The 22,803-nt window shown below is 63.1% G+C and carries 23 protein-coding genes and 2 pseudogenes; 11 read left to right on the plus strand and 14 right to left on the minus strand.

The features are described from left to right. Nucleotides 1-91: 91 nt before the first annotated feature. The gene (locus tag QSV36_RS01445) at nucleotides 92-949 is read left to right on the plus strand and encodes an SDR family oxidoreductase (protein ID WP_289129175.1); all 858 of its coding nucleotides are present in this window, start codon (nucleotides 92-94) and stop codon (nucleotides 947-949) included. A 154-nt stretch (nucleotides 950-1,103) separates the two neighbouring features. Here the strand turns inward: QSV36_RS01445 and QSV36_RS01450 are convergent, their stop codons facing one another. From QSV36_RS01450 to QSV36_RS01470, 5 genes are all read right to left on the minus strand, one after another. Beyond that, a complete protein-coding gene (locus tag QSV36_RS01450) occupies nucleotides 1,104-1,835 on the minus strand; it encodes a hypothetical protein (RefSeq protein ID WP_289129178.1) in 732 nt (243 codons plus the stop codon). A 57-nt stretch (nucleotides 1,836-1,892) separates the two neighbouring features. Continuing rightward, a complete protein-coding gene (ridA, locus tag QSV36_RS01455) occupies nucleotides 1,893-2,273 on the minus strand; it encodes a deaminase RidA (protein WP_009684531.1) in 381 nt (126 codons plus the stop codon). A gap of 23 nt (nucleotides 2,274-2,296) precedes the next feature. Then, nucleotides 2,297-4,405, minus strand: coding sequence for a bifunctional GTP diphosphokinase/guanosine-3',5'-bis pyrophosphate 3'-pyrophosphohydrolase (spoT, locus tag QSV36_RS01460; RefSeq protein ID WP_225779767.1), 2,109 nt, complete (start codon nucleotides 4,403-4,405; stop codon nucleotides 2,297-2,299). 59 nt (nucleotides 4,406-4,464) lie between these two features. Further along, a complete protein-coding gene (gene rpoZ / locus QSV36_RS01465; RefSeq protein WP_003253383.1) occupies nucleotides 4,465-4,728 on the minus strand; it encodes a DNA-directed RNA polymerase subunit omega in 264 nt (87 codons plus the stop codon). A gap of 193 nt (nucleotides 4,729-4,921) precedes the next feature. After that, nucleotides 4,922-5,794, minus strand: coding sequence for a LysR family transcriptional regulator (locus QSV36_RS01470; protein WP_085588812.1), 873 nt, complete (start codon nucleotides 5,792-5,794; stop codon nucleotides 4,922-4,924). A 245-nt stretch (nucleotides 5,795-6,039) separates the two neighbouring features. Between QSV36_RS01470 and QSV36_RS01475 the strand changes: the two genes are divergently transcribed. From QSV36_RS01475 to QSV36_RS01485, 3 genes are all read left to right on the plus strand, one after another. Continuing rightward, entirely contained in the window at nucleotides 6,040-7,383 is a 1,344-nt protein-coding gene (locus QSV36_RS01475) for a glutamine synthetase family protein (protein ID WP_502945620.1), read from the plus strand. 4 nt (nucleotides 7,384-7,387) lie between these two features. After that, nucleotides 7,388-8,161, plus strand: a complete 774-nt coding sequence (locus QSV36_RS01480) for a gamma-glutamyl-gamma-aminobutyrate hydrolase family protein (protein ID WP_289129181.1) — start codon at nucleotides 7,388-7,390, stop codon at nucleotides 8,159-8,161. A 113-nt stretch (nucleotides 8,162-8,274) separates the two neighbouring features. Then, nucleotides 8,275-9,816 carry an APC family permease gene (locus tag QSV36_RS01485; RefSeq protein ID WP_289129184.1) on the plus strand — a complete coding sequence of 514 codons (1,542 nt, stop codon included), beginning with the start codon at nucleotides 8,275-8,277 and terminating at the stop codon, nucleotides 9,814-9,816. Nucleotides 9,817-9,902: 86 nt separating this feature from the next. Here QSV36_RS01485 and gmk read toward each other — a convergent pair whose 3' ends face one another. Next, the gene (gmk, locus tag QSV36_RS01490) at nucleotides 9,903-10,523 is read right to left on the minus strand and encodes a guanylate kinase (protein ID WP_289129187.1); all 621 of its coding nucleotides are present in this window, start codon (nucleotides 10,521-10,523) and stop codon (nucleotides 9,903-9,905) included. A gap of 13 nt (nucleotides 10,524-10,536) precedes the next feature. Further along, on the minus strand, nucleotides 10,537-11,400 hold the full coding sequence (locus QSV36_RS01495) for a YicC/YloC family endoribonuclease (protein WP_225779761.1): 864 nt from the start codon (nucleotides 11,398-11,400) through the stop codon (nucleotides 10,537-10,539). Nucleotides 11,401-11,627: 227 nt separating this feature from the next. On the opposite strand from QSV36_RS01495, the gene rph reads away from it, so the two are divergent. Beyond that, nucleotides 11,628-12,350 carry a ribonuclease PH gene (gene rph, locus QSV36_RS01500; protein ID WP_289129192.1) on the plus strand — a complete coding sequence of 241 codons (723 nt, stop codon included), beginning with the start codon at nucleotides 11,628-11,630 and terminating at the stop codon, nucleotides 12,348-12,350. 23 nt (nucleotides 12,351-12,373) lie between these two features. After that, complete coding sequence (locus QSV36_RS01505; protein WP_186671858.1) at nucleotides 12,374-12,742, plus strand: DUF4870 domain-containing protein; 369 nt, start codon at nucleotides 12,374-12,376, stop codon at nucleotides 12,740-12,742. A gap of 116 nt (nucleotides 12,743-12,858) precedes the next feature. Here the strand turns inward: QSV36_RS01505 and crc are convergent, their stop codons facing one another. Further along, entirely contained in the window at nucleotides 12,859-13,638 is a 780-nt protein-coding gene (gene crc, locus QSV36_RS01510; protein WP_003253401.1) for a catabolite repression control protein Crc, read from the minus strand. A gap of 80 nt (nucleotides 13,639-13,718) precedes the next feature. Between crc and pyrE the strand changes: the two genes are divergently transcribed. Further along, nucleotides 13,719-14,360 carry an orotate phosphoribosyltransferase gene (gene pyrE, locus QSV36_RS01515; RefSeq protein ID WP_170033799.1) on the plus strand — a complete coding sequence of 214 codons (642 nt, stop codon included), beginning with the start codon at nucleotides 13,719-13,721 and terminating at the stop codon, nucleotides 14,358-14,360. Nucleotides 14,361-14,521: 161 nt separating this feature from the next. Here the strand turns inward: pyrE and argB are convergent, their stop codons facing one another. From argB to coaBC, 4 genes and pseudogenes are all read right to left on the minus strand, one after another. Further along, nucleotides 14,522-15,427, minus strand: coding sequence for an acetylglutamate kinase (gene argB / locus QSV36_RS01520; protein WP_170033798.1), 906 nt, complete (start codon nucleotides 15,425-15,427; stop codon nucleotides 14,522-14,524). A gap of 30 nt (nucleotides 15,428-15,457) precedes the next feature. Continuing rightward, nucleotides 15,458-16,825, minus strand: a pseudogene (locus QSV36_RS01525) (phosphomannomutase/phosphoglucomutase); the annotation flags it as partial. A 144-nt stretch (nucleotides 16,826-16,969) separates the two neighbouring features. Next, the gene (gene dut, locus QSV36_RS01530; protein ID WP_289129194.1) at nucleotides 16,970-17,425 is read right to left on the minus strand and encodes a dUTP diphosphatase; all 456 of its coding nucleotides are present in this window, start codon (nucleotides 17,423-17,425) and stop codon (nucleotides 16,970-16,972) included. A 5-nt stretch (nucleotides 17,426-17,430) separates the two neighbouring features. After that, nucleotides 17,431-18,642 (minus strand): bifunctional phosphopantothenoylcysteine decarboxylase/phosphopantothenate--cysteine ligase CoaBC, encoded by a 1,212-nt coding sequence (coaBC, locus tag QSV36_RS01535; protein WP_012274821.1) that lies wholly within the window; start codon nucleotides 18,640-18,642, stop codon nucleotides 17,431-17,433. 128 nt (nucleotides 18,643-18,770) lie between these two features. Here coaBC and radC point away from each other — a divergent pair, with 128 nt between their 5' ends. After that, nucleotides 18,771-19,451 (plus strand): RadC family protein, encoded by a 681-nt coding sequence (radC, locus tag QSV36_RS01540; RefSeq protein WP_039612333.1) that lies wholly within the window; start codon nucleotides 18,771-18,773, stop codon nucleotides 19,449-19,451. 123 nt (nucleotides 19,452-19,574) lie between these two features. Here the strand turns inward: radC and QSV36_RS01545 are convergent, their stop codons facing one another. Further along, nucleotides 19,575-21,182 (minus strand): ABC transporter substrate-binding protein, encoded by a 1,608-nt coding sequence (locus QSV36_RS01545; protein ID WP_289129201.1) that lies wholly within the window; start codon nucleotides 21,180-21,182, stop codon nucleotides 19,575-19,577. Nucleotides 21,183-21,543: 361 nt separating this feature from the next. On the opposite strand from QSV36_RS01545, the gene rpmB reads away from it, so the two are divergent. Further along, nucleotides 21,544-21,780 (plus strand): 50S ribosomal protein L28, encoded by a 237-nt coding sequence (rpmB, locus tag QSV36_RS01550; RefSeq protein WP_003258972.1) that lies wholly within the window; start codon nucleotides 21,544-21,546, stop codon nucleotides 21,778-21,780. A 10-nt stretch (nucleotides 21,781-21,790) separates the two neighbouring features. Further along, nucleotides 21,791-21,946: a 50S ribosomal protein L33 gene (rpmG, locus tag QSV36_RS01555; RefSeq protein WP_003253507.1), complete on the plus strand. Its 156-nt coding sequence runs from the start codon at nucleotides 21,791-21,793 to the stop codon at nucleotides 21,944-21,946. A 91-nt stretch (nucleotides 21,947-22,037) separates the two neighbouring features. On the opposite strand, the gene QSV36_RS01560 is transcribed toward rpmG, so the two are convergent. After that, nucleotides 22,038-22,397: a cupin domain-containing protein gene (locus tag QSV36_RS01560; protein WP_112249410.1), complete on the minus strand. Its 360-nt coding sequence runs from the start codon at nucleotides 22,395-22,397 to the stop codon at nucleotides 22,038-22,040. Between the two features lie 196 nt (nucleotides 22,398-22,593). Between QSV36_RS01560 and QSV36_RS01565 the strand changes: the two are divergent. Further along, nucleotides 22,594-22,803: pseudogene (locus tag QSV36_RS01565) on the plus strand (aldehyde dehydrogenase PuuC); the annotation flags it as partial.

Genomic DNA, 22,803 nt, shown 5'->3' on the forward strand with positions numbered 1-22,803 from the left:
AACAAAAGTAATCTTGTTGCTTTTTTCGCCTATGGTCTAGTCGCCCGTCGTGTAGCGTGGCCAGGTTGATCAGTTGGTCCAGGAGTTAGAGATGTCAGACCTTTCCGTGATGGTTGTGGGTTGTGGTGATGTAGGCGGGCGTCTTGCCCGGCAGATGCTGGCGCGCGGCTGGCAGGTCAGCGGCCTGCGTCGCTCGGTCGGGCAACTGCCGGCGGGTGTTGTTCCAGTGGCTGCAGACTTGGCCGAGCCATCCATTCCGCACGCCTGGCCGCAGCGTGCGCCGGACTACCTGGTGTATTGCGTGGCGGCCAGCCAGCACGACGAGGCGGGTTACCAGGCGGCATATGTCGACGGTTTGCGGCATGTGCTGGGCTGGCTGGCCGAGCGCGGCCAGCGCCCACGGCGCTTGCTGTTTGTATCCAGCAGCAGCGTGTATGCACAGAAGGACGGCGAGTGGATCGAGGAAGGCGCCGCCACCGAGCCCGCAGGCTATTCCGGGCGCTTGATGCTGGAGGCTGAAAGGCTGGCACTGGCCAGCGGCATCCCTGCCAGCGTGGTACGCCTGACCGGCATCTATGGCCCGGGCCGCGAGTGGCTGCTCAGCCAAGTGCGCCAGGGCTACCGCGTGGCCGAGGAGCCACCGCTGTATGGCAACCGCATCCATGCCGAGGACGCAGCCAGCCTGCTGGCGTTCCTGTTGCAGGCCGATGCCGACGGCAAGGTGCTGGACGACTGCTACATCGGCGTCGACGACGACCCGGCGCCGCTGGCCGATGTGGTGGCCTGGCTGCGGGCTTACCTGGGGGTAACCGAATGGTCGGATGAGCAGCGCGTGCGCCGCACCGGTAGCAAGCGCTGCAGCAATGCCCGGGCGCGGGCGCTGGGCTGGGCGCCGGTGTATCCGAGCTACAAGGAAGGCTATGCGGCGATCCTGGAGGGGAAAAACTAGCCCTCAGGCTTGTGCGGTCCGTGTAGGAGCGGCCTTGTGCCGCGAATGGGCCGCAAAGCGGCCCCAGCAATCGATGTAGTAACGCAGAAAACCTGGGGCCGCTGCGCGACACAAGGCCGCTGCTGCAGGGCGGCGCTCGGCTCGAGATAGGGCTTCAGTCCTGCTCCAGCAACCACTGGCGCTTGCCAGCCGCCAACACGGGCATCTCATCCGGCTGCGCACGGTTCACTGCCTGGAAGATCTCCAGCTTGTCGCCATCGCGCTTGAGGATGAAGGGTGCGCCACGCTGGTTGCGTTCCAGCCACAGGCTGTCATTGCTGCCACCCATGGTTGCGCAGTCTCCCGCCAGGCACAGGGCGAAGCGGTCTGGCCCCGGCAAGCCAGTGACGTTGCCGGTATCGCTGAAGCGCACGGTGGCACCTTTGCCCTGGCCGTCGACGATCTTCCAGGTGCCGCCCAGGTAAGCCTGGTACAACGCCTTCTCGAAGCTGCTCCCCAGTGGCGCGCTGGCTGCCGCTGGCGCCTTGGCGCGCACGAACGTCTGCTTGCCACCGTTCTGATCGGTGGCCAGCAGTTCGTCGCCATCGAGCGACAGCTGCTCGGTCTGGCCACCCTGGAAACTGGCCTGCCATTGCTTGTCGTTGGCCCTCAGCTGGCCGTCAGCCGCCTCGAAACCATTGCTGTAGCTGGCCTGCTGGCTGGCGACGTCGAGCTTCCACTCGAACACCGGGCCGTGCTCATTGAGCGCCTGGCGCAGGCTGCCGCCCTTGACGGCCGCGGTGATGGCGTCCTGGTTGATCCAGGTGCCATTGAAATCTTCGGGTTTATGGCTGGCGCAGCCGCCCAGAAGCAGGGCTGCCAGCGCGAGAGGCAGGGCTTGACGCATGACGGGTAACCTTGCAGAGGAGGAGAGGTGACGGGCAAGGCGCCCGTCACAGGGGCATCACTCGATGACCAGGATGGCGTCCATTTCGACCTGGGCGCCTTTCGGCAGCGCGGCAACGCCGATGGCGGCACGGGCTGGGTACGGCTGCTCGAAGTAGCGGCCCATTACCTCGTTGACCTTGGCGAAGTGGCTCAGGTCGGTGAGGAAGATGTTCAGCTTGACGATGTCCTTGAACGAGCCGCCAGCGGCTTCGGCCACGGCCTTGAGGTTCTCGAAGACCTGCACGGTCTGGGCTTCGAAGCCTTCGACCAGTTCCATGGTCTTCGGGTCCAGCGGGATCTGGCCCGACATGTACACGGTATTGCCGGCCTTGATCGCCTGCGAGTAGGTGCCGATGGCGGCAGGGGCCTTGTCGCTGTTGATGACGGTCTTGCTCATGATGACTCCTTGCGGTTGGCGGACTACGTACGCATGCGGGTTATGCGGACTACACCGGTCAGGGTACGCAGCTTCTTGATCACACGCGCCAGGTGCACACGGTCGTGCACGCTGACCACCAGTTGGACCACGCTGATACGGCCGTCGCGTTCGTCCATGCTGATTTTCTCGATGTTGCCGTCGGCGGCGTTGACGCTGCTGGCCAGCAGCGCGATCAGGCCGCGCTGGTGCTCCAGCTCGACACGCAGCTCGACATTGAACTCACCCGTGATGTCCTTGGCCCAGGAGAGCTGTACGCACTTCTCCGGGTTGTGGCGGATTTCACTGATGTTGCGGCAATTTTCCAGGTGCACGACCATGCCCTTGCCAGCGGACAGGTGGCCAACGATCGGGTCGCCCGGGATCGGCGTACAGCACTTGGCATAGCTCAGCACCAGGCCTTCGGTACCGCGGATCGCCAGCGGGCCTTCCGGCGCCGGCAGTTGTTCGCCTTCCGCCGACAGCAGGCGGCGTGCGACCACGTAGGCCATGCGGTTGCCCAGGCCAATGTCTTCCAGCAGGTCCTCGATCAGCTCCAGGCGGTACTCGGCGAGAATCGCCTGGATGCGCTCCGGCGGAATGCTTTCGAGGCTGCTGTCGAAGCCGGCCAGCACCTTGTTCAGCAGGCGTTCGCCCAGGCTGATGGACTCGGAGCGGCGCTGCTGCTTGAGGGCGTGACGAATATGCGTGCGCGCTTTGCCGGTGACCACGAAGTTGAGCCAGGCCGGGTTCGGCCGTGCGCCCGGGGCGCTGACGATTTCCACCGTCGAGCCGCTTTGCAGCGGTTCGGACAACGGTGCCAGGCGGCGGTTGATGCGGCAGGCGATGCAACTGTTGCCGACGTCGGTGTGCACCGCGTAGGCGAAGTCGACGGCCGTGGAGCCTTTGGGCAGCTCCATGATGCGGCCCTTGGGCGTGAACACGTAGACCTCGTCCGGAAACAGGTCGATCTTCACGCTCTCGATGAACTCCAGCGAGTTGCCGGCGCGTTGCTGCAGTTCGAGAATCCCCTTGACCCACTGGCGCGCGCGAGCGTGGCTGCCCTTGGGCTGCTCGTCGTCGTTGGACTTGTACAACCAGTGTGCGGCGATACCGTTGTTGGCCATCTCTTCCATTTCGCGGGTGCGGATCTGGATTTCGATGGGTACGCCGTGCATGCCGAACAGCGTGGTGTGCAACGACTGGTAGCCGTTGGCCTTGGGAATCGCGATGTAATCCTTGAAGCGACCGGGCAGCGGCTTGTACAGGTTGTGCACGGCGCCCAGCACGCGATAACAGGTGTCGACCTTGTCGACGACGATGCGGAAGGCATACACATCCATGATCTCGTTGAAGGCGCGGCGCTTGCCACGCATCTTCTTGTAGATGCCATAGAGGTGTTTCTGCCGGCCACTGACCTCGCCTTCGATGCCGTCGGCGGCCAGGCAGTTGGCCAGCGATTGCTCGATCTTGGCGACGATTTCCTTGCGGTTGCCGCGCGCGCTTTTCACCGCCCGGTGAATCAGCGACGAGCGCATCGGGTGCATGGCCTTGAAGCCGAGGTCCTCGAACTCCACGCGCACGGTGTGCATGCCCAGGCGGTTGGCGATGGGGGCGTAGATTTCCAGGGTTTCCTTGGCGATGCGCCGGCGCTTTTCGCCGGACAGCACTTCCAGGGTGCGCATGTTGTGCAGGCGGTCGGCCAGCTTGACCAGAATCACACGGATATCGCGGGCCATGGCCATGGCCATCTTCTGGAAGTTCTCGGCCTGCGCCTCGGCCTTGGTCTCGAAGTTCATCTGGGTCAGCTTGCTGACGCCATCGACCAGTTCGGCCACGGTTTCGCCGAATTGCTGGCTGAGCGCTTCCTTGGCGATGCCGGTGTCTTCGATCACATCGTGCAGCATGGCAGCCATCAGGCTCTGATGGTCCATGTGCATGTCGGCGAGGATGCTGGCCACGGCCAGCGGATGGGTCACGTAGGGCTCGCCGCTGCGGCGGCGCTGCCCGTCATGTGCCTGTTCGGCATAGAAATAGGCGCGCCGGACCAGGTTGACCTGTTCGGGGCCAAGGTAGGTCGACAGCCGTTCGGCCAAAGCTTCTATACCCGGCATGGGTTCACCTCCTGCCGAGGAAGAGGGCCTTGCGCCGTGCGACGTCGACCAGGCATCAATCAGACAGCCTCGTTGTTCTCGTCCTCGAACGCGGCGAACACCGGATCCTCGGTGACGATCTCTTCAGCGGCGATGAATTCGTTGGTGACGATGCCTTCGGCGATTTCACGCAGGGCAACTACGGTCGGCTTGTCGTTTTCCCACGCAACGCGTGGCTCTTTGCCGCCGGTCGCCAGCTGGCGAGCGCGCTTGGTCGAGAGCATGACCAGCTCAAAGCGGTTATCCACGTGTTCCAGGCAGTCTTCAACAGTTACGCGGGCCATGGTCTTCCTCAGTAGCAATTGCGGTGGGCGTGCAGCCCGATAATGGGCAGGCGGACTCGATAGTTTAAAAAATCACCAGCCAATAGGGAAGCGCTGTTTTGCCGCCTGGCCGTCACCACTCCCTTTGTGGGAGCGGCTTCAGCCGCGAAAGGGCCAGGACAGACACCCTCGATGCATGAACCTGACGATACCCTCAGAGCATCGCGTCACGCAACCGCGGGGTCAGCTCCTCGAACAGGGTCTGGACCGAGCGCAACGCCCGGCAGTCCGGCCGGGTCAGCAGCCACAGCTGGGTATCGCAGCCGGGCAGTGGCCCGCTCAATGCGTCCACCCCGGGCAGCGCATGCACCATGTAATCCGGCAACGCCGCAACGCCCAACCCGGCCGTGACCAACTGGGCGATGGTGGACATGCCGCTGCACTGGTAGCGTGGGCTCAGCCCCGGGTGCTGCTGGTTGCGCCAGACCACCGTGGGGTGGTCCTGCATCGAGTCGTCCGGGGCGATCCACGGCACGCTGGCCGGCGACTCGGCCAAACGCTCGCGCCACTGCGGCTGGCCGCAGATTACGTAGGAGGTGGACCCGAGGTTGCGCCCGACCAGGTGCTCCGGCGGCGTGTTGGTCAGGCGCAGGGCTATGTCGGCATCGCGCCGGCTGAGGTTGGCGAAGGTGTTGGACGTGCCCATTTCCAGCGACAGCGCCGGGTAGTTGGGCATGAATTCCGCCAGCGCCGGCAGCAGCAGGCTGTGCATCACCGCTTCGGTGCAGGTCAGCCGTACCGTGCCACTCACCACCTGTTCGCCACTGGTCATGGCAATGCGCGCCGCTTCCAACGCCTGCTCGGCGCGCTCGGCCTGCTCGGCCAGGGCCTGGGCAGTGTCGGTCGGCAGGTAGCCCTTGCGGCTCTTGACGAACAAGGCGGTGCCCAGCGCCGACTCCAGCCGGCGGATCGAGCGGAACACGGTCGAGACATCGACCTTGAGCAGCTCGGCAGCCTTGGCCAGGGAGCGACCGCGTTCCAGCGCCAGGACCAGGGAAAGGTCGGCATGGGTAATCTGATATTGCATTGGTGCACGCTCTGCTTGCCGAATTGCCAATGTCTGTTGCGTTTTGGCCATTTTATAGTGAAACGGCCCCCGGGAATCAATGCGCCCGGTCGGGTAACCAATCCCCACGATGGGAAAGTGAAAAGAACAACAGCTGCAACCATCGTCGCCCGTGAGGCGCCAGCCGTATCCCCACATCGCCGCAGCAAATAATAGGATGTACAGCCATGACGTCGGTAACCCCGTGCGCCAGTTCTTCCAGCGAGATGAGTGACTTCCTCCAGGCCCATCCGGATACGCAGTACGTCGACCTGCTGATCTCCGACATGAACGGCGTGGTACGTGGCAAGCGCATCGAGCGGGCCAGCCTGCACAAGGTGTACGAGAAGGGTATCAACCTGCCCGCGTCGCTGTTCGCCCTGGACATCAACGGTTCCACCGTCGAAAGCACCGGGCTGGGCCTGGATATCGGCGATGCCGACCGTATCTGCTTCCCGATCGCGGGCACGCTGTCAGACGAGCCCTGGCAGAAGCGCCCGACCGCCCAGTTGCTTATGACCATGCATGAACTGGACGGCCAACCGTTCTTCGCCGACCCGCGCGAGGTGCTGCGCCAGGTGGTGAGCCGGTTCGACGACCTGGGCCTGGATATCTGTGCCGCGTTCGAGCTGGAGTTCTACCTGATCGACCAGGACAACCTGAATGGCCGCCCGCAGCCGCCGCGCTCGCCCATTTCGGGCAAGCGCCCGCAGTCGACCCAGGTGTACCTGATCGACGACCTCGACGAGTATGCCGACTGCCTGCAGGACATGCTCGAAGCGGCCAAGGAGCAGGGCCTGCCCGCCGACGCCATCGTCAAGGAAAGCGCCCCGGCGCAGTTCGAAGTCAACCTGCACCATGTGGCTGATCCGCTGAAGGCCTGTGACTACGCGATCCTGCTCAAGCGCCTGATCAAGAACGTGGCCTACGACCATGAAATGGACACCACCTTCATGGCCAAGCCTTACCCGGGCCAGGCCGGCAATGGCCTGCACGTGCACATTTCGTTGCTGGACAAGAAAACCGGCAAGAACATCTTTGCCAGCGATGACCCGCTGCAAAGCGACGCCCTGCGCCATGCCATCGGTGGGGTGCTGGAGACCATGCCGGCATCGATGGCCTTCCTCTGCCCGAATATCAATTCCTACCGCCGTTTCGGTGCGCAGTTCTACGTACCCAACGCGCCAAGCTGGGGCCTGGACAACCGCACCGTGGCCGTGCGCGTGCCCACCGACAGCAGCGACAACGTCCGCCTCGAGCACCGCGTGGCCGGCGCTGACGCCAACCCCTACCTGATGCTCGCAGCGATCCTCGCCGGCGTGCACCACGGCCTGACCAACCAGGTCGAGCCGGGTCAGCCGATTGAAGGGAACTCGTACGAGCAGCTGGAGCAGAGCCTGCCGAACAACCTGCGCGATGCGTTGCGCGCGCTGGATGACAGTGAAGTGCTCAACCAATACATCAGCCCGGACTACATCGATATCTTCGTGGCCTGCAAGGAAAGCGAACTGGCCGAGTTCGAAGTGTCGATCTCCGACCTCGAGTACAACTGGTACCTGCACACGGTGTAAGCCCATGAGCGCAAATGCGGTCCCCTTGATCGGTGTCAGCGCCTGCCGCCAGCAGGTAGGGAAGAACCCGTCGCACACGGTGGGCGACAAGTATGTCGAGGCGGCCGGCTTTGCCGGCCTGCCACTGATATTGCCGGCGCGTGACGGTGGCAGCGACACGCAGGCGCTGCTGGCCCGTCTGGACGGCATTGTCTTTACCGGCTCGCCTTCAAATATCGAACCACATCATTACAATGGCGCCCCCAGCGCGGCGGGTACCCGGCACGATCTGGCGCGCGATCGTCTGACCCTGCCGCTGCTGCAGGCGGCCATCGCTGCCGGGGTGCCGGTGTTCTGCATCTGCCGCGGTTACCAGGAGTTGAACGTGGCCCTGGGTGGCAGCCTACACCAGCGTGTGCAGGAGCTGCCGGGTTACCTGGACCACCGTGAGCCCGAGGACGCCCTCCTGGAAGTGCAATATGGCCCTCGTCACTTTGTCGGCATCGAGCCTGGCGGATTGTTCGAGCGCCTGGGCCTGGCGGCGCAGTTCGAGGTCAACTCGCTGCACAGCCAGGGCATCGACCGCCTGGCCCCTGGCCTGCGCGTCGAGGCACGAGCCCCGGACGGCCTGATCGAAGCGGTTTCCATGCCTGCGGCGCCGGGCTTTGTTGTCGGCGTGCAATGGCACCCGGAATGGCGATTTACCGAAAACCCGGTCTCGCTGCGTCTGTTCCAGGCGTTTCGCGAGGCTTGCATTGCCTACGCAGCACGGGAGGGCGCACGGCAGAAGGCATTCTGACGTTACCCGAAGGTCTCGGATGACTGGTTCCCCGCAGCAAGCTTTCAATGAGTGAAAGCGGGCCTTGTGCGCAAGGCCAGTGAAAACAATTCCAAAATCTACGGCAAATACTCATGAGCGATTACACAGAAGCCGGCCGCCCACCCGACGTGGCGACCGACGCGGGCAACACCCAGCGCAGCAAGGGCCTGGCCAAAGGCCGGCTGGGCTTGCTGGCCAGCGTGGTGCTGGGCATTTCGACCATCGCCCCGGTCTATACCCTGACCGGCGCACTTGGCCCGACCGTGCGCGAGGTCGGTGCCCACCTGCCAGCGGTGTTCATCGTCGGCTTCCTGCCGATGCTGCTGGTTGCCCTCGGCTACCGCGAACTGAACTCGGCCGAGCCGGACAGCGGCACGTCGTTTACCTGGTCGGCGCGTGCCTTCGGCCCGATGATCGGCTGGATCGGCGGTTGGGGGCTGGTAGTCGCCACCACCATCGTGCTGTCGAACCTGGCGGGCGTGGCAGTCGATTTCTTCTACCTGTTCCTTGGCCAGGTCACCGGCCACCACGAACTGGCGGCGTTGGCCGACAACCTGTTGATCAACGTCAGCACCTGTTGCGTGTTCATCGCGCTGGCGGTGTGGATCTGCTGTCGCGGCATGACCACCACCATGACCGTGCAGTACGGCCTGGTGGCGTTGCAGTTGCTCGTGCTGATCGGCTTTGCGTTCGCTGCCTTCGGTGAAAGCACCGCGCCGGCGGCGCTGGAATTCGATTTCGCCTGGTTCAACCCGTTCGGCGTCGAGTCGTTCTCGGCATTCGCCGCCGGGCTGTCGCTGTCGATCTTCATCTTCTGGGGCTGGGACGTGTGCCTGACCGTCAGTGAAGAGTCGGTGGGCAGTGAAGAGGTGCCGGGCAAGGCCGCTACCTGGACAGTGCTGCTGATCCTCGGCCTGTATCTGCTGACCGCCATTGCCACCCTGCAATTTGCCGGTATCAGCGAAGTGGGGCTGGGCCTGAACAACCCGCGTATCCAGGAAAACGTGTTCGCCCACCTGGCCGGCCCGGTGATGGGGCCGATGGCGATCCTGATGTCGATTGCGGTTCTGGCCAGTACGGCGGCGTCCTTGCAGTCGACCTTCGTGTCGCCTGCACGCACCCTGCTGGCCATGGGATACTACGGCGCGGTGCCGCAAAAGTTCGCCAGCGTCTGCCCGCGCTCGCAGACGCCGCGCTACGCGACCATCTGCGCCGGTGTGGCCGCTGGCTTGTTCTACGTGACCATGCGTACCCTGAGCGAGAACGTGTTGGCAGATACCATCACTGCGTTGGGCATGATGATCTGCTTCTACTACTCGCTGACGGCCTTTGCCTGCGTCTGGTACTTCCGTGACAGCCTGTTCGACAGCCTGCGCCACTTCTTCATGCGCGGCCTGTGCCCACTGGTAGGTGGCGTGATCCTGTCGGTGATCTTCGTGCGGACGGCTATCGACAGCGCGTCGCCGGACTTCGGCAGCGGCTCGCATGTGGGTGGAGTGGGGCTGGTGTTCGTGATTGCCGCGATCATCTCGGTGCTGGGGATCGTGCTGATGATGCTGTCGCGCCTGCGTGCGCCAGCGTACTTCCTTGGAGCGACCCTGCAGCAACAGGCGGCCCTGCCGTTGCAGGATTGAAGCCGGGGCGCTCTGCGCCCTTGTCGCGATTCCTTGTAGGACGGCCTAGTGTCGTGAAAGGGCCGCAAAGCGGCCCCAATCATTCTTCAGCCGATCAACTGCTTCAGCAACGCCTCATGACGCTGTTGTTGCTTCTTCAGCACCAGGCGGTTCGAGCGGAACACTGCCTTCAAGTCCTCCAGCGCCACGTCGAAGTCATCATTGATGATCACGTAGTCATACTCGTCGTAGTGCACCATCTCGCTGACCGCCTCCTTCATGCGCCCGGCGATGATCTCTTCGCTGTCCTGCCCACGACCATCCAGGCGCTGGCGCAAGGCCTGCTGGCTTGGCGGCAGGATGAATATCGACAACGCCTGCGGCATCAGCGTGCGCACCTGCTGTGCGCCTTGCCAGTCGATTTCCAGGATCAGGTCCAGGCCCTGGTCCAGCACCTCTTGCAGCGCGCTGCGCGAAGTACCGTAGTAATTGCCGAACACTTCGGCGTGCTCGAGGAAATCATCCTTGGCGATCAACGCCTTGAACTCGTCATGGCTGACGAAGTGATAGTTCACCCCGTGCTGCTCGCCCGGGCGCATGGCGCGGGTAGTGTGCGAGACCGAGACGCGTATTTGCTGGTCGTCCTTGGTCAGGGCGGTGACCAGGCTGGTCTTGCCGGCGCCCGAAGGGGCCGAAACGATGTAGAGGGTGCCGCTGCTGTGGTTCATGGTCGGGGTGGCCTTACTCGATGTTCTGTACTTGTTCACGCATCTGTTCGATCAATACCTTCAGGTTGACCGCCGCTTGCGTGCTGCGTGGGTCGAAGGCCTTGGAGCCGAGGGTGTTGGCCTCACGGTTGAGTTCCTGCATCAGGAAGTCCAGGCGCCGGCCGGCAGCGCCGCCGCCCTTGAGCACCCGACGCACCTCGGTAACGTGGGTGCTCAGGCGGTCGAGTTCTTCGGCCACGTCGCTCTTCTGCGCCAACAGCACCAGTTCCTGCTCCAGGCGCTGCGGGTCAAGTTCGGCCTGCAGGTCGCCGAAGCGGTCGAGGATCTTCTGCCGCTGTGCTGCCAGCATCTGCGGCACCAGGGCGCGCAGGGTGGTGACTTCGCTGGCCATTTGGTCCAGGCGTTCGTTGATCAGCCGGGCCAGTTCCTGGCCTTCTCGCTGGCGCCCGGCCTTGAGCTCGACCAGCGCTTCGTCGAAGAGGGCCATGGCTTCGGCATTCAGGGCTTGCGGGTCGCTGGCGTCGGCCACCAGCACGCCCGGCCACGACAACACTTCCAGCGGGTTCAGCGGTGCCGGTTGCTTGATCAGGCCGGCCACTTCCTCGGCGGCAGCGACCAGTTGCGCGGCGCGTTCGCGATCTACCTTCAGCGGTTTGCCATTGCTGTCTTCGTTGAGGCGCAAGGTACACTCCACCTTGCCCCGCGACAGGCCCTGGCGCAGGCCTTCACGCACACCGCCTTCAAGGTCGCGCAGGGCTTCGGGCAGGCGCAGGTGCGGCTCCAGGTAACGGTGGTTGACCGAACGCAGCTCCCAGACCAGGGTGCCTTGGCTGCCGGCGCGCTCGACACGAGCAAAAGCGGTCATGCTGTGCACCATGGGAGTACCTCGCTTAGATGAATGAACGGTGGGAGCCTCTCGGCTGCAAGGCGCAGGATTGTAGCGCAGTGGCGCCCTGGCGCCCAATCCACCCATGTTACCGAGGGGTAGCTGTGGCAGCAGGAAAAGGCGACGGGCAGCGCCGCGCACGACAATAGGCATGTCCTCCCCGGGCCGCGGGCTCTATAATGCTCGGCAGATTCAAAGTCCCAGTACAGGTATCCCAGATGAAACGTCCAAGTGGTCGCGCCGCCGATCAGCTCCGCTCGATCCGCATCACCCGCAACTACACCAAGCACGCCGAAGGGTCGGTACTGGTCGAGTTCGGTGACACCAAGGTCATCTGCACGGTCAGCGTGGAGAACGGTGTCCCCCGCTTCCTCAAGGGCCAGGGCCAGGGCTGGCTGACCGCCGAGTACGGCATGCTGCCGCGTTCCACCGGCGAGCGTAACCAGCGCGAAGCCAGCCGTGGCAAGCAGGGTGGCCGCACCCTGGAAATCCAGCGCCTGATCGGCCGTTCGCTGCGCGCCGCGCTGGACATGAGCAAGCTCGGCGACATCACCTTGTACATCGACTGCGACGTGATTCAGGCCGATGGCGGTACCCGCACTGCATCCATCACCGGTGCCATGGTCGCCCTGTGCGATGCCCTGGCGATGATCAAGAAGCGCGGCGGCCTGAAGGCCGGCAACCCGCTGAAGCACATGATTGCCGCCGTATCGGTGGGCATGTACCAGGGTGAAGCCGTGCTCGACCTGGACTACCTGGAAGACTCTGCCGCCGAAACCGACCTAAACGTGGTCATGACCAGCGCCGGTGGTTTCATTGAAGTGCAGGGTACCGCTGAAGGCGCGCCATTCCAGCCTGAGGACTTCAATGCGATGCTGGCCCTGGCACAGAAGGGCATGGCGGAAATCTTCGAGCTGCAACAGGCCGCGCTGGCCGACTGAACCCAGCCAGGGAGGTGCGGGGCATGAGCGATTCCAACCTGTCGATCACCCCGCCCAATGCCGAGGTCCGGCAATGGGCGATGTTCTGTCACCTTTCTGCGCTGCTGGGCCTGGTGGTGCCGCTCGGGCACCTGCTGGGCCCGCTGGTGCTGTGGCACCTCAAGCGCGAGCAAGACCCTTTCATCGATGCCCAGGGCAAGGAGGCGCTGAACTTCCAGATCAGCGTGACCATTGCCGGGTTCATCTGCTTCCTGCTGATGTTCGTGTTCATCGGGCTGATGCTGTTCGCCATGCTCATGGTGGCGGTGCTGGTGCTGATCATCATTGCGGCGGTGCGGGCCAATGAAGGCAAGCCGTATCGCTACCCGATGATCTGGCGGCCGATCAAATAAAGCTGGGGCTGCCTTGCAGCCTTATCGCGACACAAGGCCGCTCCTGCAAGGGAATGCATAACCCTTGCAGGAGCGGCCTTGTGTCGCGATAGGGTCGCAAAGCGGCCCCAAGCCTTTTAGATGGTCAACGTCCAGTCATAGTCGACAATCAGCGGCGCATGCTGGGAGAAGCGCGGCTGACGCGGCAGGCGGGCATTGCGCACGAAGCGGCGCAGGCCCGGCGTGAGGATCTGGTAGTCGAACCGATAGCCCAGGTTGAGCATCTCGGCCTGCTCGTTGTCCGGCCACCAGCTGTACTGGTCGCCTTCACGGCTGACTTCGCGCAGGGCATCGACGTAACCCATCTCGCCGGTGATGGCATCCATCCAGGCGCGTTCCGGCGCCAGGAAGCCCGGTGACTGCTGGCTGTCACGCCAGTTCTTGATGTCGAGCTTCTGCTGCGCCACGTAGAACGAGCCGCAGTAGATGTATTCACGACGCTTGCGACGCTGTTTGTCCAGGTACTTGGCGAAGTCGTCCATCAACTTGAACTTCTGGTTCAAGTCTTCGTCGCCGTTCATGCCTGAAGGCAGCAGCAGGCTGGCAATACTGACTTTGTCGAAATCTGCTTGCAGGTAACGCCCGTAGCGGTCGGCTGTCTCGAAGCCCAGGCCGGTGATGACTGCCTTGGGCTGCATCCGCGAATACAGGGCCACACCCCCTTGGGCAGGCACCTCCGCGTCGCAGGCATAAAGGAAATAGCCATCGAGCTGGAAAGCTGGGTCATCGAGTTCAAAGGCCGAGGCGCGGGTATCCTGAAGGCAGATGACGTCGGCATTCTGGGCTTGCAGCCAGCTGAGCAAACCACGCTCGGCCGCAGCCTGAATGCCATTTACGTTCACACTGATGATCCGCATAAATGGCCCCAAAAATCTCGTGCGTGTATGATACCCGAGCTCAACCCATTTAGCTAAATCCGTGGTGTCCGGGACTATCCATGCAGCCGTATCAGCGCGACTTCATCCGTTTTGCCATCGACCGCGGGGTACTGCGTTTCGGTGAATTCACCCTGAAATCGGGGCGTACCAGCCCGTATTTCTTCAATGCCGGCCTGTTCAACAGCGGTTCTGCCCTGGCCCAGCTGGGGCGTTGCTATGCGGCGGCCATCGTCGATAGCAAGATCCCGTTCGACGTGCTGTTCGGCCCGGCCTACAAGGGTATCCCGCTGGCGGCAGCGACTGCCGTGGCCCTGGCCGAGCAGCACCAGCTCGACGTGCCATGGTGCTTCAACCGCAAGGAAGCCAAGGACCACGGCGAAGGCGGCAGCCTGGTTGGCGCACCGTTGGCCGGTGAAGTGCTGATCATCGACGACGTGATCACTGCCGGTACGGCCATCCGTGAAGTCATGCAGATCATCAATGCGCAGCAGGCCAAGGCCGCGGGTGTATTGATCGCGTTGAACCGCGAAGAACGCGGCAATGGCGAACTATCGGCGATCCAGGAAGTGGAGCGTGATTTCGGTATCCCGGTCGTCAGCATCGTTTCGCTGACCCAGGTGCTGGAATTCCTCGCCGATGACCCGCAGCTGAAGCAGCACCTGCCAGCTGTCGAGGCCTACCGGGCGCAATACGGGATCTGATCCTGGCCTGGAAATGAAAAAGGCGACCTTCGCGTGAAGGTCGCCTTTTTTGTGTCACCTGTTCCGGCCTCTTCGCGGGCATGCCCGCTCCCACAGGGTTGGCGCTATCCCTGTGGGAGCGGGCGTGCCCGCGAAGAGGTCATTGCAAGTTAACCGATCAGTCAGCGCGGCTTGCGGTTGGTGATCAGGGTACCCACGCCGCTGTCGGTGAAGATCTCCAGCAGCACCGCATTCGGCACACGGCCGTCGATGATGTGCGAGCTGTTCACGCCGCCCTGCACCGCATCCAGCGCGCATTTGATCTTCGGCAGCATGCCCCCGTAGATGGTGCCGTCGGCGATCAGTTCATTGACCTGCTCGGTGGTCAGGCCGGTCAGTACCTGGCCCTGCTTGTCCATCAGGCCGGCGATGTTGGTCAGCAGCATCAGCTTCTCGGCTTTCAGCGCCTCGGCCACCTTGCCCGCCACCAGGTCGGCGTTGATGTTGTACGACTCACCGTCGGCACCTACACCGATTGGCGCGATGACCGGGATGAAGTCGCCCTTGACCAGCATGTTCAGCAGGTCGGTGTTCACGCTCACCACTTCACCGACGTGGCCGATGTCGATGATTTCCGGGGTGGTCATTTCCGGCGTCTTGCGGCTGACCGTCAGCTTGCGCGCGCGAATCAGCTCCGCGTCCTTGCCGGTCAGGCCGATGGCGCTGCCGCCGTGGCGGTTGATCAGGTTGACAATATCCTTGTTGACCTGGCCGCCCAGCACCATCTCCACCACATCCATGGTCGCCGCGTCGGTGACGCGCATGCCGTCGATGAAATGGCTTTCGATCGACAGGCGCTTGAGCAGGTCGCCGATCTGCGGGCCGCCGCCGTGGACCACCACCGGGTTGATGCCTACAGCCTTCATCAGCACGATGTCACGGGCGAAGCCGGTCTTCAGCTCCTCGCTCTCCATCGCGTTGCCGCCGTACTTGATCACCAGGGTCTTGCCGACAAAGCGGCGAATGTAAGGCAGTGCTTCGGACAAAACCTCGGCTACATGGGAAGCGGCATCGCGATCGAGGGTCATGCAGGGCTCCTGTAAGGAACAGATAGTCGGTCAGAACGGCAGTTGCAGCTCAGGCTCTACGCGCAGCAACTGGGTACGGAAAACATCCTTGATACGTTGCAATTCGGCGTCGCTGTCGGCCTCGAAGCGCAGCACCAGCACCGGGGTGGTGTTGGAGGCGCGAACCAGGCCCCAGCCGTGAGCGTAATCCACCCGCACACCGTCAATGGTGGTCAGGTTGGCTTCGCCCCAGTCGGCGTCGCGTTGCAGTGCATCAATGATGCTGAATTTACCCTCGTCGGTCACATCAATATTGATTTCCGGCGTGGAAATATCGTTCGGGAAGGCGGCGAACAGGTCTTCTGCACTTTGCCCGGCCTTGCTGAGGATCTCCAGCAGGCGCGCGGCGCTGTAGATGCCGTCATCGAAACCGTACCAGCGTTCCTTGATGAAGATGTGACCGCTCATCTCGCCTGCCAGCAGCGAGCCGGACTGCTTCATCTTCTTCTTGATCAGCGAGTGGCCGGTTTTCCACATCAACGCGCGACCGCCGTGCTGTTCGATCAGCGGGGTCAGGCGGCGGGTGCATTTGACGTCGAAGATGATCTCGGCGCCCGGGTTACGTGACAGCACGTCCTGGGCAAACAGCATCAGCAGGCGGTCGGGGTAGACGATGCTGCCAGTGTTGGTCACCACGCCGACACGGTCGCCGTCACCGTCGAAGGCCAGGCCGATGTCGGCGCCGGTTTCCTTGACCTTGGCGATCAGGTCTTCGAGGTTTTCCGGTTTGCCCGGGTCCGGGTGGTGGTTGGGGAAGTTGCCGTCGACCTCGCAGAACAGCGGGATCACCTCGCAGCCCAGGGCCTCGATCAGTTGCGGTGCGATCACGCCAGCGGCACCGTTGCCGCAATCCACCACCACCTTGAGCTTTTTCGCCAGCTTCACGTCATCGACAATCTGCTGGAAGTAACGGTCAAGGATCTCGACCTTTTCCACGCGGCCATCGGCGCGGCTCAGGTTGTTGGTTTTCAGGCGCGTCAGCAGGGCCTGGATCTGTTCATTGGCCAGGGTGTCGCCAGCAATGACGATCTTGAAACCGTTGTAGTCCGATGGGTTGTGGCTGCCGGTGAGCATCACCCCGGACTTGCCAGCCAGCACGTTGGCCGCGTAGTACAAGGCCGGGGTGGGCACCAGGCCGACATCACTGACGTGGCAACCGGCGTCAGCCAGGCCCTTGATCAGCTCTTCGACCAGCATCGGGCCGGACAGGCGGCCATCGCGGCCGACCGAAACCTGCGGTTCGCCCTGGGCCAGGCTCTGTGCGCCGATGGCGCGGCCGATCCAGTAGGCGGTTTCGGCGTGAAGGGTCTTGCCGACCACGCCGCGGATGTCATACGCGCGGAAAATGCTGTCTGGTAGTGCTGCGGGTACCAGGTGGGCCATGTCGTTCATCTCTGGAAACTCCATTAGTCAAAGGCTTTCTGGGCAGTCGCAAACTGAACGCTTGGACGGTGGTTTCGCCAGAGAGTTCGCCATCCTTGGCCTGAACGGTCCTCTGTCGGCTCAGTGGCTGCCCGAATGGCCGAAGCCGCCGGCGCCACGCTGGGTTTCATCGAACGTTTCGACGATGTCGAAATGGGCCTGTACCACCGGTACCAGCACCAATTGGGCGATACGTTCGCCCACCGCAATGGTGAACGCGGTGTTGCCACGGTTCCAGCACGACACCATCAACTCGCCCTGGTAGTCCGAGTCGATCAGCCCGACCAGGTTGCCGAGCACGATGCCGTGCTTATGGCCCAGGCCCGAGCGCGGCAGGATCACGGCTGCCAGGCCTGGGTCACCGATGTAGATCGACAGGCCGGTCGGGATCAGCAGGGTCTGGCCCGGCTCGATGACGGTGTCTTGCTTGAGCAGGGCGCGCAGGTCGAGGCCGGCAGAACCGGGGGTGGCGTACTGCGGCAGCGGGAATTCGCTGCCCAGGCGTGGGTCGAGGATCTTGGCTTGAAGAGCGTGCATGTAACTTATTGAACCTGATTGAGCCGTTCGGCGATGAAGGCGACCAGTTGCCGGGCGATCTTGCCCTTGCTGGTCTGCGCGAAGAGGGTCTGGTGCTGCTGGCGGTCGATTACGGTCAGGGCGTTCTCCTCGCTGTTGAAGCCGATGCTGGGGTTGGCCACATCATTGGCGACGATCAGGTCGAGGTTCTTGTCCTTGAGCTTGCGCGTGGCGTAGTCGAGCAGGTGTTCGGTTTCGGCGGCGAAGCCGACGCTGAACGGGCGGTCGGCGCGGCCAGCGAGGGTGGCAAGGATATCGGGATTGCGCACCATCTGCAGCAGCATGCCGTCGCCGGTCGTAGGATCCTTCTTGAGTTTTTGCGTGGCAACGACTTCCGGGCGGTAGTCCGCGACCGCCGCCGAGGCGATGAACAGGTCGCACGGCATGGCTGCTTCACAGGCGGCGAGCATGTCCCGCGCGCTGACCACGTCGATGCGGCTGACCCGGTCGGGGGTTGGCAGGTGCACCGGGCCGGTGACGAGGGTGACCCGAGCCCCGGCTTCTGCGGCCGCCTCGGCCAGGGCGAAGCCCATCTTGCCGGAGCTATGATTGGTGATGTAGCGCACCGGGTCGATGTTTTCCTGGGTCGGGCCGGCGGTGATCAGCACATGCTTGCCGGTCAGTGCCTGGCGCTTGAAGCTTTCCGCTGCGCACCAGGCCAGGTCGGTGGCTTCGAGCATGCGACCCAGGCCCACGTCGCCACAGGCCTGGCTGCCGGACGCCGGGCCGAACACCTGGATGCCACGGCTCTTGAGCAGCTCGAGGTTGGCCTGGGTGGCCGGGTCGCGCCACATGGCCTGGTTCATGGCCGGGGCCACGGCGACGGTGGCGTCGGTGGCCAGCACCAGGGTGGTCAGCAGGTCATCTGCCATACCTTGGGCCATGCGCGCCATGAGATCGGCGGTGGCCGGGGCGATCAGCACCAGGTCGGCCCACTTGGCCAGTTCGATATGGCCCATGGCTGCTTCGGCGGCAGGGTCCAGCAGGTCCATGTGCACCGGGTGGCCCGACAGCGCCTGCAGGGTCAGCGGGGTGATGAACTCTGCACCACCGCGGGTCATGACGACGCGCACCTGCGCGCCGTGCTCCAGGAGTCGGCGAATCAGTTCGGCGCTCTTGTAGGCGGCAATGCCGCCACCCACGCCGAGAACGATGCGCTTGCGATACAGCCGCTGCATAGGCTTGCCTTTTTCCAGTGAGAGCGGGCGACGACGTTTGGGAATGCCTGCGGCAGAACGTCGCATGTACGAGGCGAAATAGATTAACACAGGGCCGAAATGGGCCGCAGCAAGGGCAGAGGGACGGGATGAATATCAGGGAGTGGCCGGCGGAAGAGCGGCCGAGGGAGAAGTTGCTGCAGCGCGGGGCCGGAAGCCTGACGGACGCGGAATTGCTGGCTGTATTTCTCGGCTCAGGTGTGCGTGGGCGCAATGTCGTGGAGCTGGCGCGAGGTCTGCTCGTGAAGTTCGGGGGTTTGCGCCAGTTGCTGGAGGCCGACCGTGAGGCTTTCGTAGGCGAGCTTGGGTTGGGCCCGGTGAGGTACAGCCAGCTGCAGGCGCTGCTGGAGATCGGACGCAGGCACCTTGCAACTTCGATTGAGCGTGAATCCGCGATGGACAGCCCGGCAACGGTGAGGCGCTATTTGAAAGCGATGCTGCGACATGAAGTCAGCGAGGTGTTCGGATGCCTCTTTCTCGATACCAAGCACAGGCCGTTGGCGTTTGAGATCCTCTTCCGAGGCACGATAGATCGGGCCAGCGTCTACCCGCGGGAAGTGGTGCGGCGGGCATTGCTGCATAACGCAGCGGCCTTGATCCTGTGCCACAACCACCCCTCGGGCAACAGTGAGCCCAGCCAGGACGATGTGCACTTGACCCTGTCGTTGAAGCGGGGGCTGGCGTTGATCGATGTGAGGGTGCTGGATCACATCATCATCGGTGACGGGGAGCCGCTGTCGATGGTCGAGCATGGGTGGATTGTGGCTTAGGCAATTGTGCTGCCTGTCCCGGCCTCTTCGCGGGCTCGCCCGCTCCCACAGGTATCGCGTCAACCTTGAGTGTCGTGCTGTTCCTGTGGGAGCGGGCAAGCCCGCGAAGAGGCCGGTGCAGGCTTACTTGTTCACAGACACCTTGCTGAAATCCAACCGCCCGAACGGGCTCACCTGGTACCCCTCGACCCCCTGGCGCAGCAAGGTCGCCGCCGTCGGGTGCGCCAGTGGCACCCACAGCGCTTGTTGCTGGATCAACGTCTGTGCCTGCTGGTACAGCCGGCTGCGCACGCTCTGGTCATTGGTAGTGCGGCCGGCGCTGATCAGCTGGTCCAGGCGGCTGTCGCAAAAGCGCGCGAAGTTGGTCCCGGACTGCACCGCCGCGCAGGAAAACTGCGGGCTGAGGAAGTTGTCCGGGTCGCCGTTGTCACCTGCCCAACCCATGAACAGCAAGTCATGCTCGCCGGCCTTGGCGCGGCGGATCAGCTCGCCCCATTCGATCACGCGGATTTCTGCCTTGATGCCAACCTTGGCCAGGTCTGCCTGCAACATCTGCGCACCGAGGCTGGGGTTGGGGTTGAGCAGGCTGCCCGACGGGCGGGTCCAGATCGTGGTGCTGAAGCCTTCCGCCAGGCCAGCCTTGGTCAGCAAGGCCTTGGCTTTCTTCAGGTCCAGCGGGTAGCCGGGCAGGTCCTTGGCGTAACTCCAGGTGTTGGGTGGGTAGGGGCCATTGGCGGCCACTGCGGAATCCTCGAACACTGCCTTGAGGTAGGCCTGCTTGTCGAAGGCCAGGTTGATGGCCTGACGCACCTCCGGCTTGTCCAGCGGCGGGTGCTGGCTGTTGATGGCGACGAAGGCCGTCATGAAGGCCGGGGTAGTGGCCACCTTGAGATTGCCATCCCTGCCGGCTTCGGCAATGTCCAGTGGCTTGGGTGACAAGGCCACCTGGCATTCGCCGCGCTTGAGTTTCTGCAGGCGCACGTTGGCATCCGTGGTAATGGCGAAGATCAGCGGGTCGACCGTTGGCTTGCCAGCGAAATAGTCAGGGTTGGCGCGGTAGCGCACCACGGCGTCCTTCTGGAAGCGCTGGAACACGAATGGCCCGGTGCCAACCGGCTGGCTGTTGAGCTTCTCCGGTGTGCCGGCCTTGAGCAGCTTGTCGGCATATTCGGCGGAGTAGATCGAGGCGAAGCCCATGCTCAGGGTGGCGAGGAACGTAGCGTCCGGGTGGTTGAGGGTGAAGCGCACGGTGTTCGGCGCCGGTGCCTCGATCCCCTTGATCAGGCTGCCCAGTTGCAGCGACTGGGCATGTGGGTAACCACCCGGCGCGGTCTTGTGCCAGGGATGCGCGGGGTAGAGCATGCGCTGGAAGCTGAACAGCACATCGTCGGCGTTCAGGTCCCGGCTGGGCTTGAAGTAGGCGGTGGTGTGGAATTTCACGTCATCGCGCAGGATGAAGTCATAGACCAGGCCGTCGGCCGATACTGTCCAGCTGGCCGCCAGGCTGGGCACCACCTTGCCTTGCTGCGCATCGAACTCCACCAGCCGGTTCATCAGCACGTCGGCGGTGGCGTTGGTGGTGGTCAGCGAGTTGTACTGCACCACGTCGAAGCCTTCGGGGCTGGCCTCGCTGCAGACGCTCAGCGGCGCAGCCTGGGCAACGCCGGCGGCGAACAGCGCGCTGGCGGCGAACACGGAGTTGAACAATAAGGAAAGGGCGGCGGCACGCATGGTGGCTCCTTGGCTGTCAGTGGCCCATCTGCCAGTGCAGTCTGGAAAAGGCCTACCCTAGTGTGCCTGTCGGGAAATGACCACACCCTTTTTTACAAAACTGGCGACGAGCGGTCGACGGCTGGCGGGGCCTGCCGCTATGCTGGCCCGGCGCGCTTGGCCGGCGCCGGAAATGTATCTTCTGTTGTTGTGGCCAAGTCTTTCTGGTATAAAGCAGCGCTCTTTTCTAGGGGCTCGGCCTGTCGCGTCAGCGTATCCGGTCGGTAAGACCTCCAGAATCACGGCGCCCAGGCGCCAAAGACTGAGAGATTAAGCGGCCAACCCATGCCGGGTTGGGCATGTGGTTTTAGAGGGCTGAGTCATGTCGAGAGTCTGTCAAGTTACTGGTAAGGGTCCAGTAACCGGGAACAACATTTCCCACGCAAACAACAAAACCCGTCGTCGTTTCCTGCCGAACCTGCAGCACCACCGTTTCTGGGTTGAGTCCGAGAAGCGTTTCGTGCGTCTGCGCGTATCCGCCAAAGGCATGCGCGTCATTGACAAGCGTGGTATCGACGTAGTGCTGGCCGAGCTGCGCGCTCGCGGCGAAAAGTTCTAAGGAGAACGTCATGCGTGAATTGATCCGTCTGGTTTCGAGTGCTGGCACTGGCCACTTCTACACCACCGACAAGAACAAGCGCACCACTCCGGACAAAATCGAGATCAAGAAATACGATCCGGTTGTTCGCAAGCACGTGGTGTACAAGGAAGCCAAGATCAAGTAATTGATCGGCGACCTGAAAAAACCCGCTTCCGAAAGGAGGCGGGTTTTTTTATGCCTGCAGAAACCGGGGCTGCCAAGCAGCCCCCGGGGTCTTATTTCTGCTCGAACATCACATAAATCTTGCGGCAAGGCTCCAGCACCTCCCAGGTGCCCTTGAAGCCAGCCGGGATCACGAACCGGTCACCGGCGCGCAGGGTCTTGGCGCCGCCATCCTGGTCGCGCAGCACCGACACGCCCTGGACGATCTCGCAGTATTCATGCTCGGTGTAGTTCACTGTCCACTGCCCCACTTCGCCTTCCCATACCCCGGCGGCAAACTGCCCGCACGGGCTGGAATAGTGGTTATAGACCGCCTGGTCCGGCTCGCCCTTGAGGATTTTTTCCGCCGCGGGGCGGTAGCGTTCGGCCTCGGTGATGACCTGGGCGAAGTCGATGATGCTGGCAATGCTCATGGTTCGGCTCCTGTTTTTGTTTAATAAAATGCACATCAGTAGGCTTTTGAGGCTTCTGTGTCAAATATATTGATAGTTTGCCCGGCCTGGTTTAGGGTATTGCCTGCCAGTGTGCGCTCGTCGCCCGGCCAGAATTCTGACAACGCCTGCGAGTCCTCAGTGCGGCGTTGCACCTAAACAAGAGGAGGAGTTTCGTATGACCACCCTGACTCGTGCGGACTGGGAACAGCGTGCCCAGCAACTGAAGATCGAAGGCCGTGCCTTCATCAACGGCGAATACACCGATGCCGCATCCGGTGAAACCTTCGAGTGCCTGAGCCCGGTCGACGGACGCTTCCTGGCCAAGGTTGCCAGCTGCGACCTGGCCGACGCCAACCGCGCTGTGGAAAACGCCCGTGCCACCTTC

This window comes from Pseudomonas sp. BCRC 81390, from assembly GCF_030341915.1.
In the GTDB taxonomy this organism is placed as follows: domain Bacteria; phylum Pseudomonadota; class Gammaproteobacteria; order Pseudomonadales; family Pseudomonadaceae; genus Aquipseudomonas.

What these genes read in the sequence shown, in the direction of transcription:
- QSV36_RS01445 (WP_289129175.1), top strand. Translation starts at nt 92, where the DNA reads ATGTCAGACCTTTCCGTGATGGTTGTGGGTTGTGGTGATGTAGGCGGG.
- QSV36_RS01450 (WP_289129178.1), bottom strand. Translation starts at nt 1,835, where the DNA reads ATGCGTCAAGCCCTGCCTCTCGCGCTGGCAGCCCTGCTTCTGGGCGGC.
- ridA (WP_009684531.1), bottom strand. Translation starts at nt 2,273, where the DNA reads ATGAGCAAGACCGTCATCAACAGCGACAAGGCCCCTGCCGCCATCGGC.
- spoT (WP_225779767.1), bottom strand. Translation starts at nt 4,405, where the DNA reads ATGCCGGGTATAGAAGCTTTGGCCGAACGGCTGTCGACCTACCTTGGC.
- rpoZ (WP_003253383.1), bottom strand. Translation starts at nt 4,728, where the DNA reads ATGGCCCGCGTAACTGTTGAAGACTGCCTGGAACACGTGGATAACCGC.
- QSV36_RS01470 (WP_085588812.1), bottom strand. Translation starts at nt 5,794, where the DNA reads ATGCAATATCAGATTACCCATGCCGACCTTTCCCTGGTCCTGGCGCTG.
- QSV36_RS01475 (WP_502945620.1), top strand. Translation starts at nt 6,040, where the DNA reads ATGAGTGACTTCCTCCAGGCCCATCCGGATACGCAGTACGTCGACCTG.
- QSV36_RS01480 (WP_289129181.1), top strand. Translation starts at nt 7,388, where the DNA reads ATGAGCGCAAATGCGGTCCCCTTGATCGGTGTCAGCGCCTGCCGCCAG.
- QSV36_RS01485 (WP_289129184.1), top strand. Translation starts at nt 8,275, where the DNA reads ATGAGCGATTACACAGAAGCCGGCCGCCCACCCGACGTGGCGACCGAC.
- gmk (WP_289129187.1), bottom strand. Translation starts at nt 10,523, where the DNA reads ATGAACCACAGCAGCGGCACCCTCTACATCGTTTCGGCCCCTTCGGGC.
- QSV36_RS01495 (WP_225779761.1), bottom strand. Translation starts at nt 11,400, where the DNA reads ATGGTGCACAGCATGACCGCTTTTGCTCGTGTCGAGCGCGCCGGCAGC.
- rph (WP_289129192.1), top strand. Translation starts at nt 11,628, where the DNA reads ATGAAACGTCCAAGTGGTCGCGCCGCCGATCAGCTCCGCTCGATCCGC.
- QSV36_RS01505 (WP_186671858.1), top strand. Translation starts at nt 12,374, where the DNA reads ATGAGCGATTCCAACCTGTCGATCACCCCGCCCAATGCCGAGGTCCGG.
- crc (WP_003253401.1), bottom strand. Translation starts at nt 13,638, where the DNA reads ATGCGGATCATCAGTGTGAACGTAAATGGCATTCAGGCTGCGGCCGAG.
- pyrE (WP_170033799.1), top strand. Translation starts at nt 13,719, where the DNA reads ATGCAGCCGTATCAGCGCGACTTCATCCGTTTTGCCATCGACCGCGGG.
- argB (WP_170033798.1), bottom strand. Translation starts at nt 15,427, where the DNA reads ATGACCCTCGATCGCGATGCCGCTTCCCATGTAGCCGAGGTTTTGTCC.
- dut (WP_289129194.1), bottom strand. Translation starts at nt 17,425, where the DNA reads ATGCACGCTCTTCAAGCCAAGATCCTCGACCCACGCCTGGGCAGCGAA.
- coaBC (WP_012274821.1), bottom strand. Translation starts at nt 18,642, where the DNA reads ATGCAGCGGCTGTATCGCAAGCGCATCGTTCTCGGCGTGGGTGGCGGC.
- radC (WP_039612333.1), top strand. Translation starts at nt 18,771, where the DNA reads ATGAATATCAGGGAGTGGCCGGCGGAAGAGCGGCCGAGGGAGAAGTTG.
- QSV36_RS01545 (WP_289129201.1), bottom strand. Translation starts at nt 21,182, where the DNA reads ATGCGTGCCGCCGCCCTTTCCTTATTGTTCAACTCCGTGTTCGCCGCC.
- rpmB (WP_003258972.1), top strand. Translation starts at nt 21,544, where the DNA reads ATGTCGAGAGTCTGTCAAGTTACTGGTAAGGGTCCAGTAACCGGGAAC.
- rpmG (WP_003253507.1), top strand. Translation starts at nt 21,791, where the DNA reads ATGCGTGAATTGATCCGTCTGGTTTCGAGTGCTGGCACTGGCCACTTC.
- QSV36_RS01560 (WP_112249410.1), bottom strand. Translation starts at nt 22,397, where the DNA reads ATGAGCATTGCCAGCATCATCGACTTCGCCCAGGTCATCACCGAGGCC.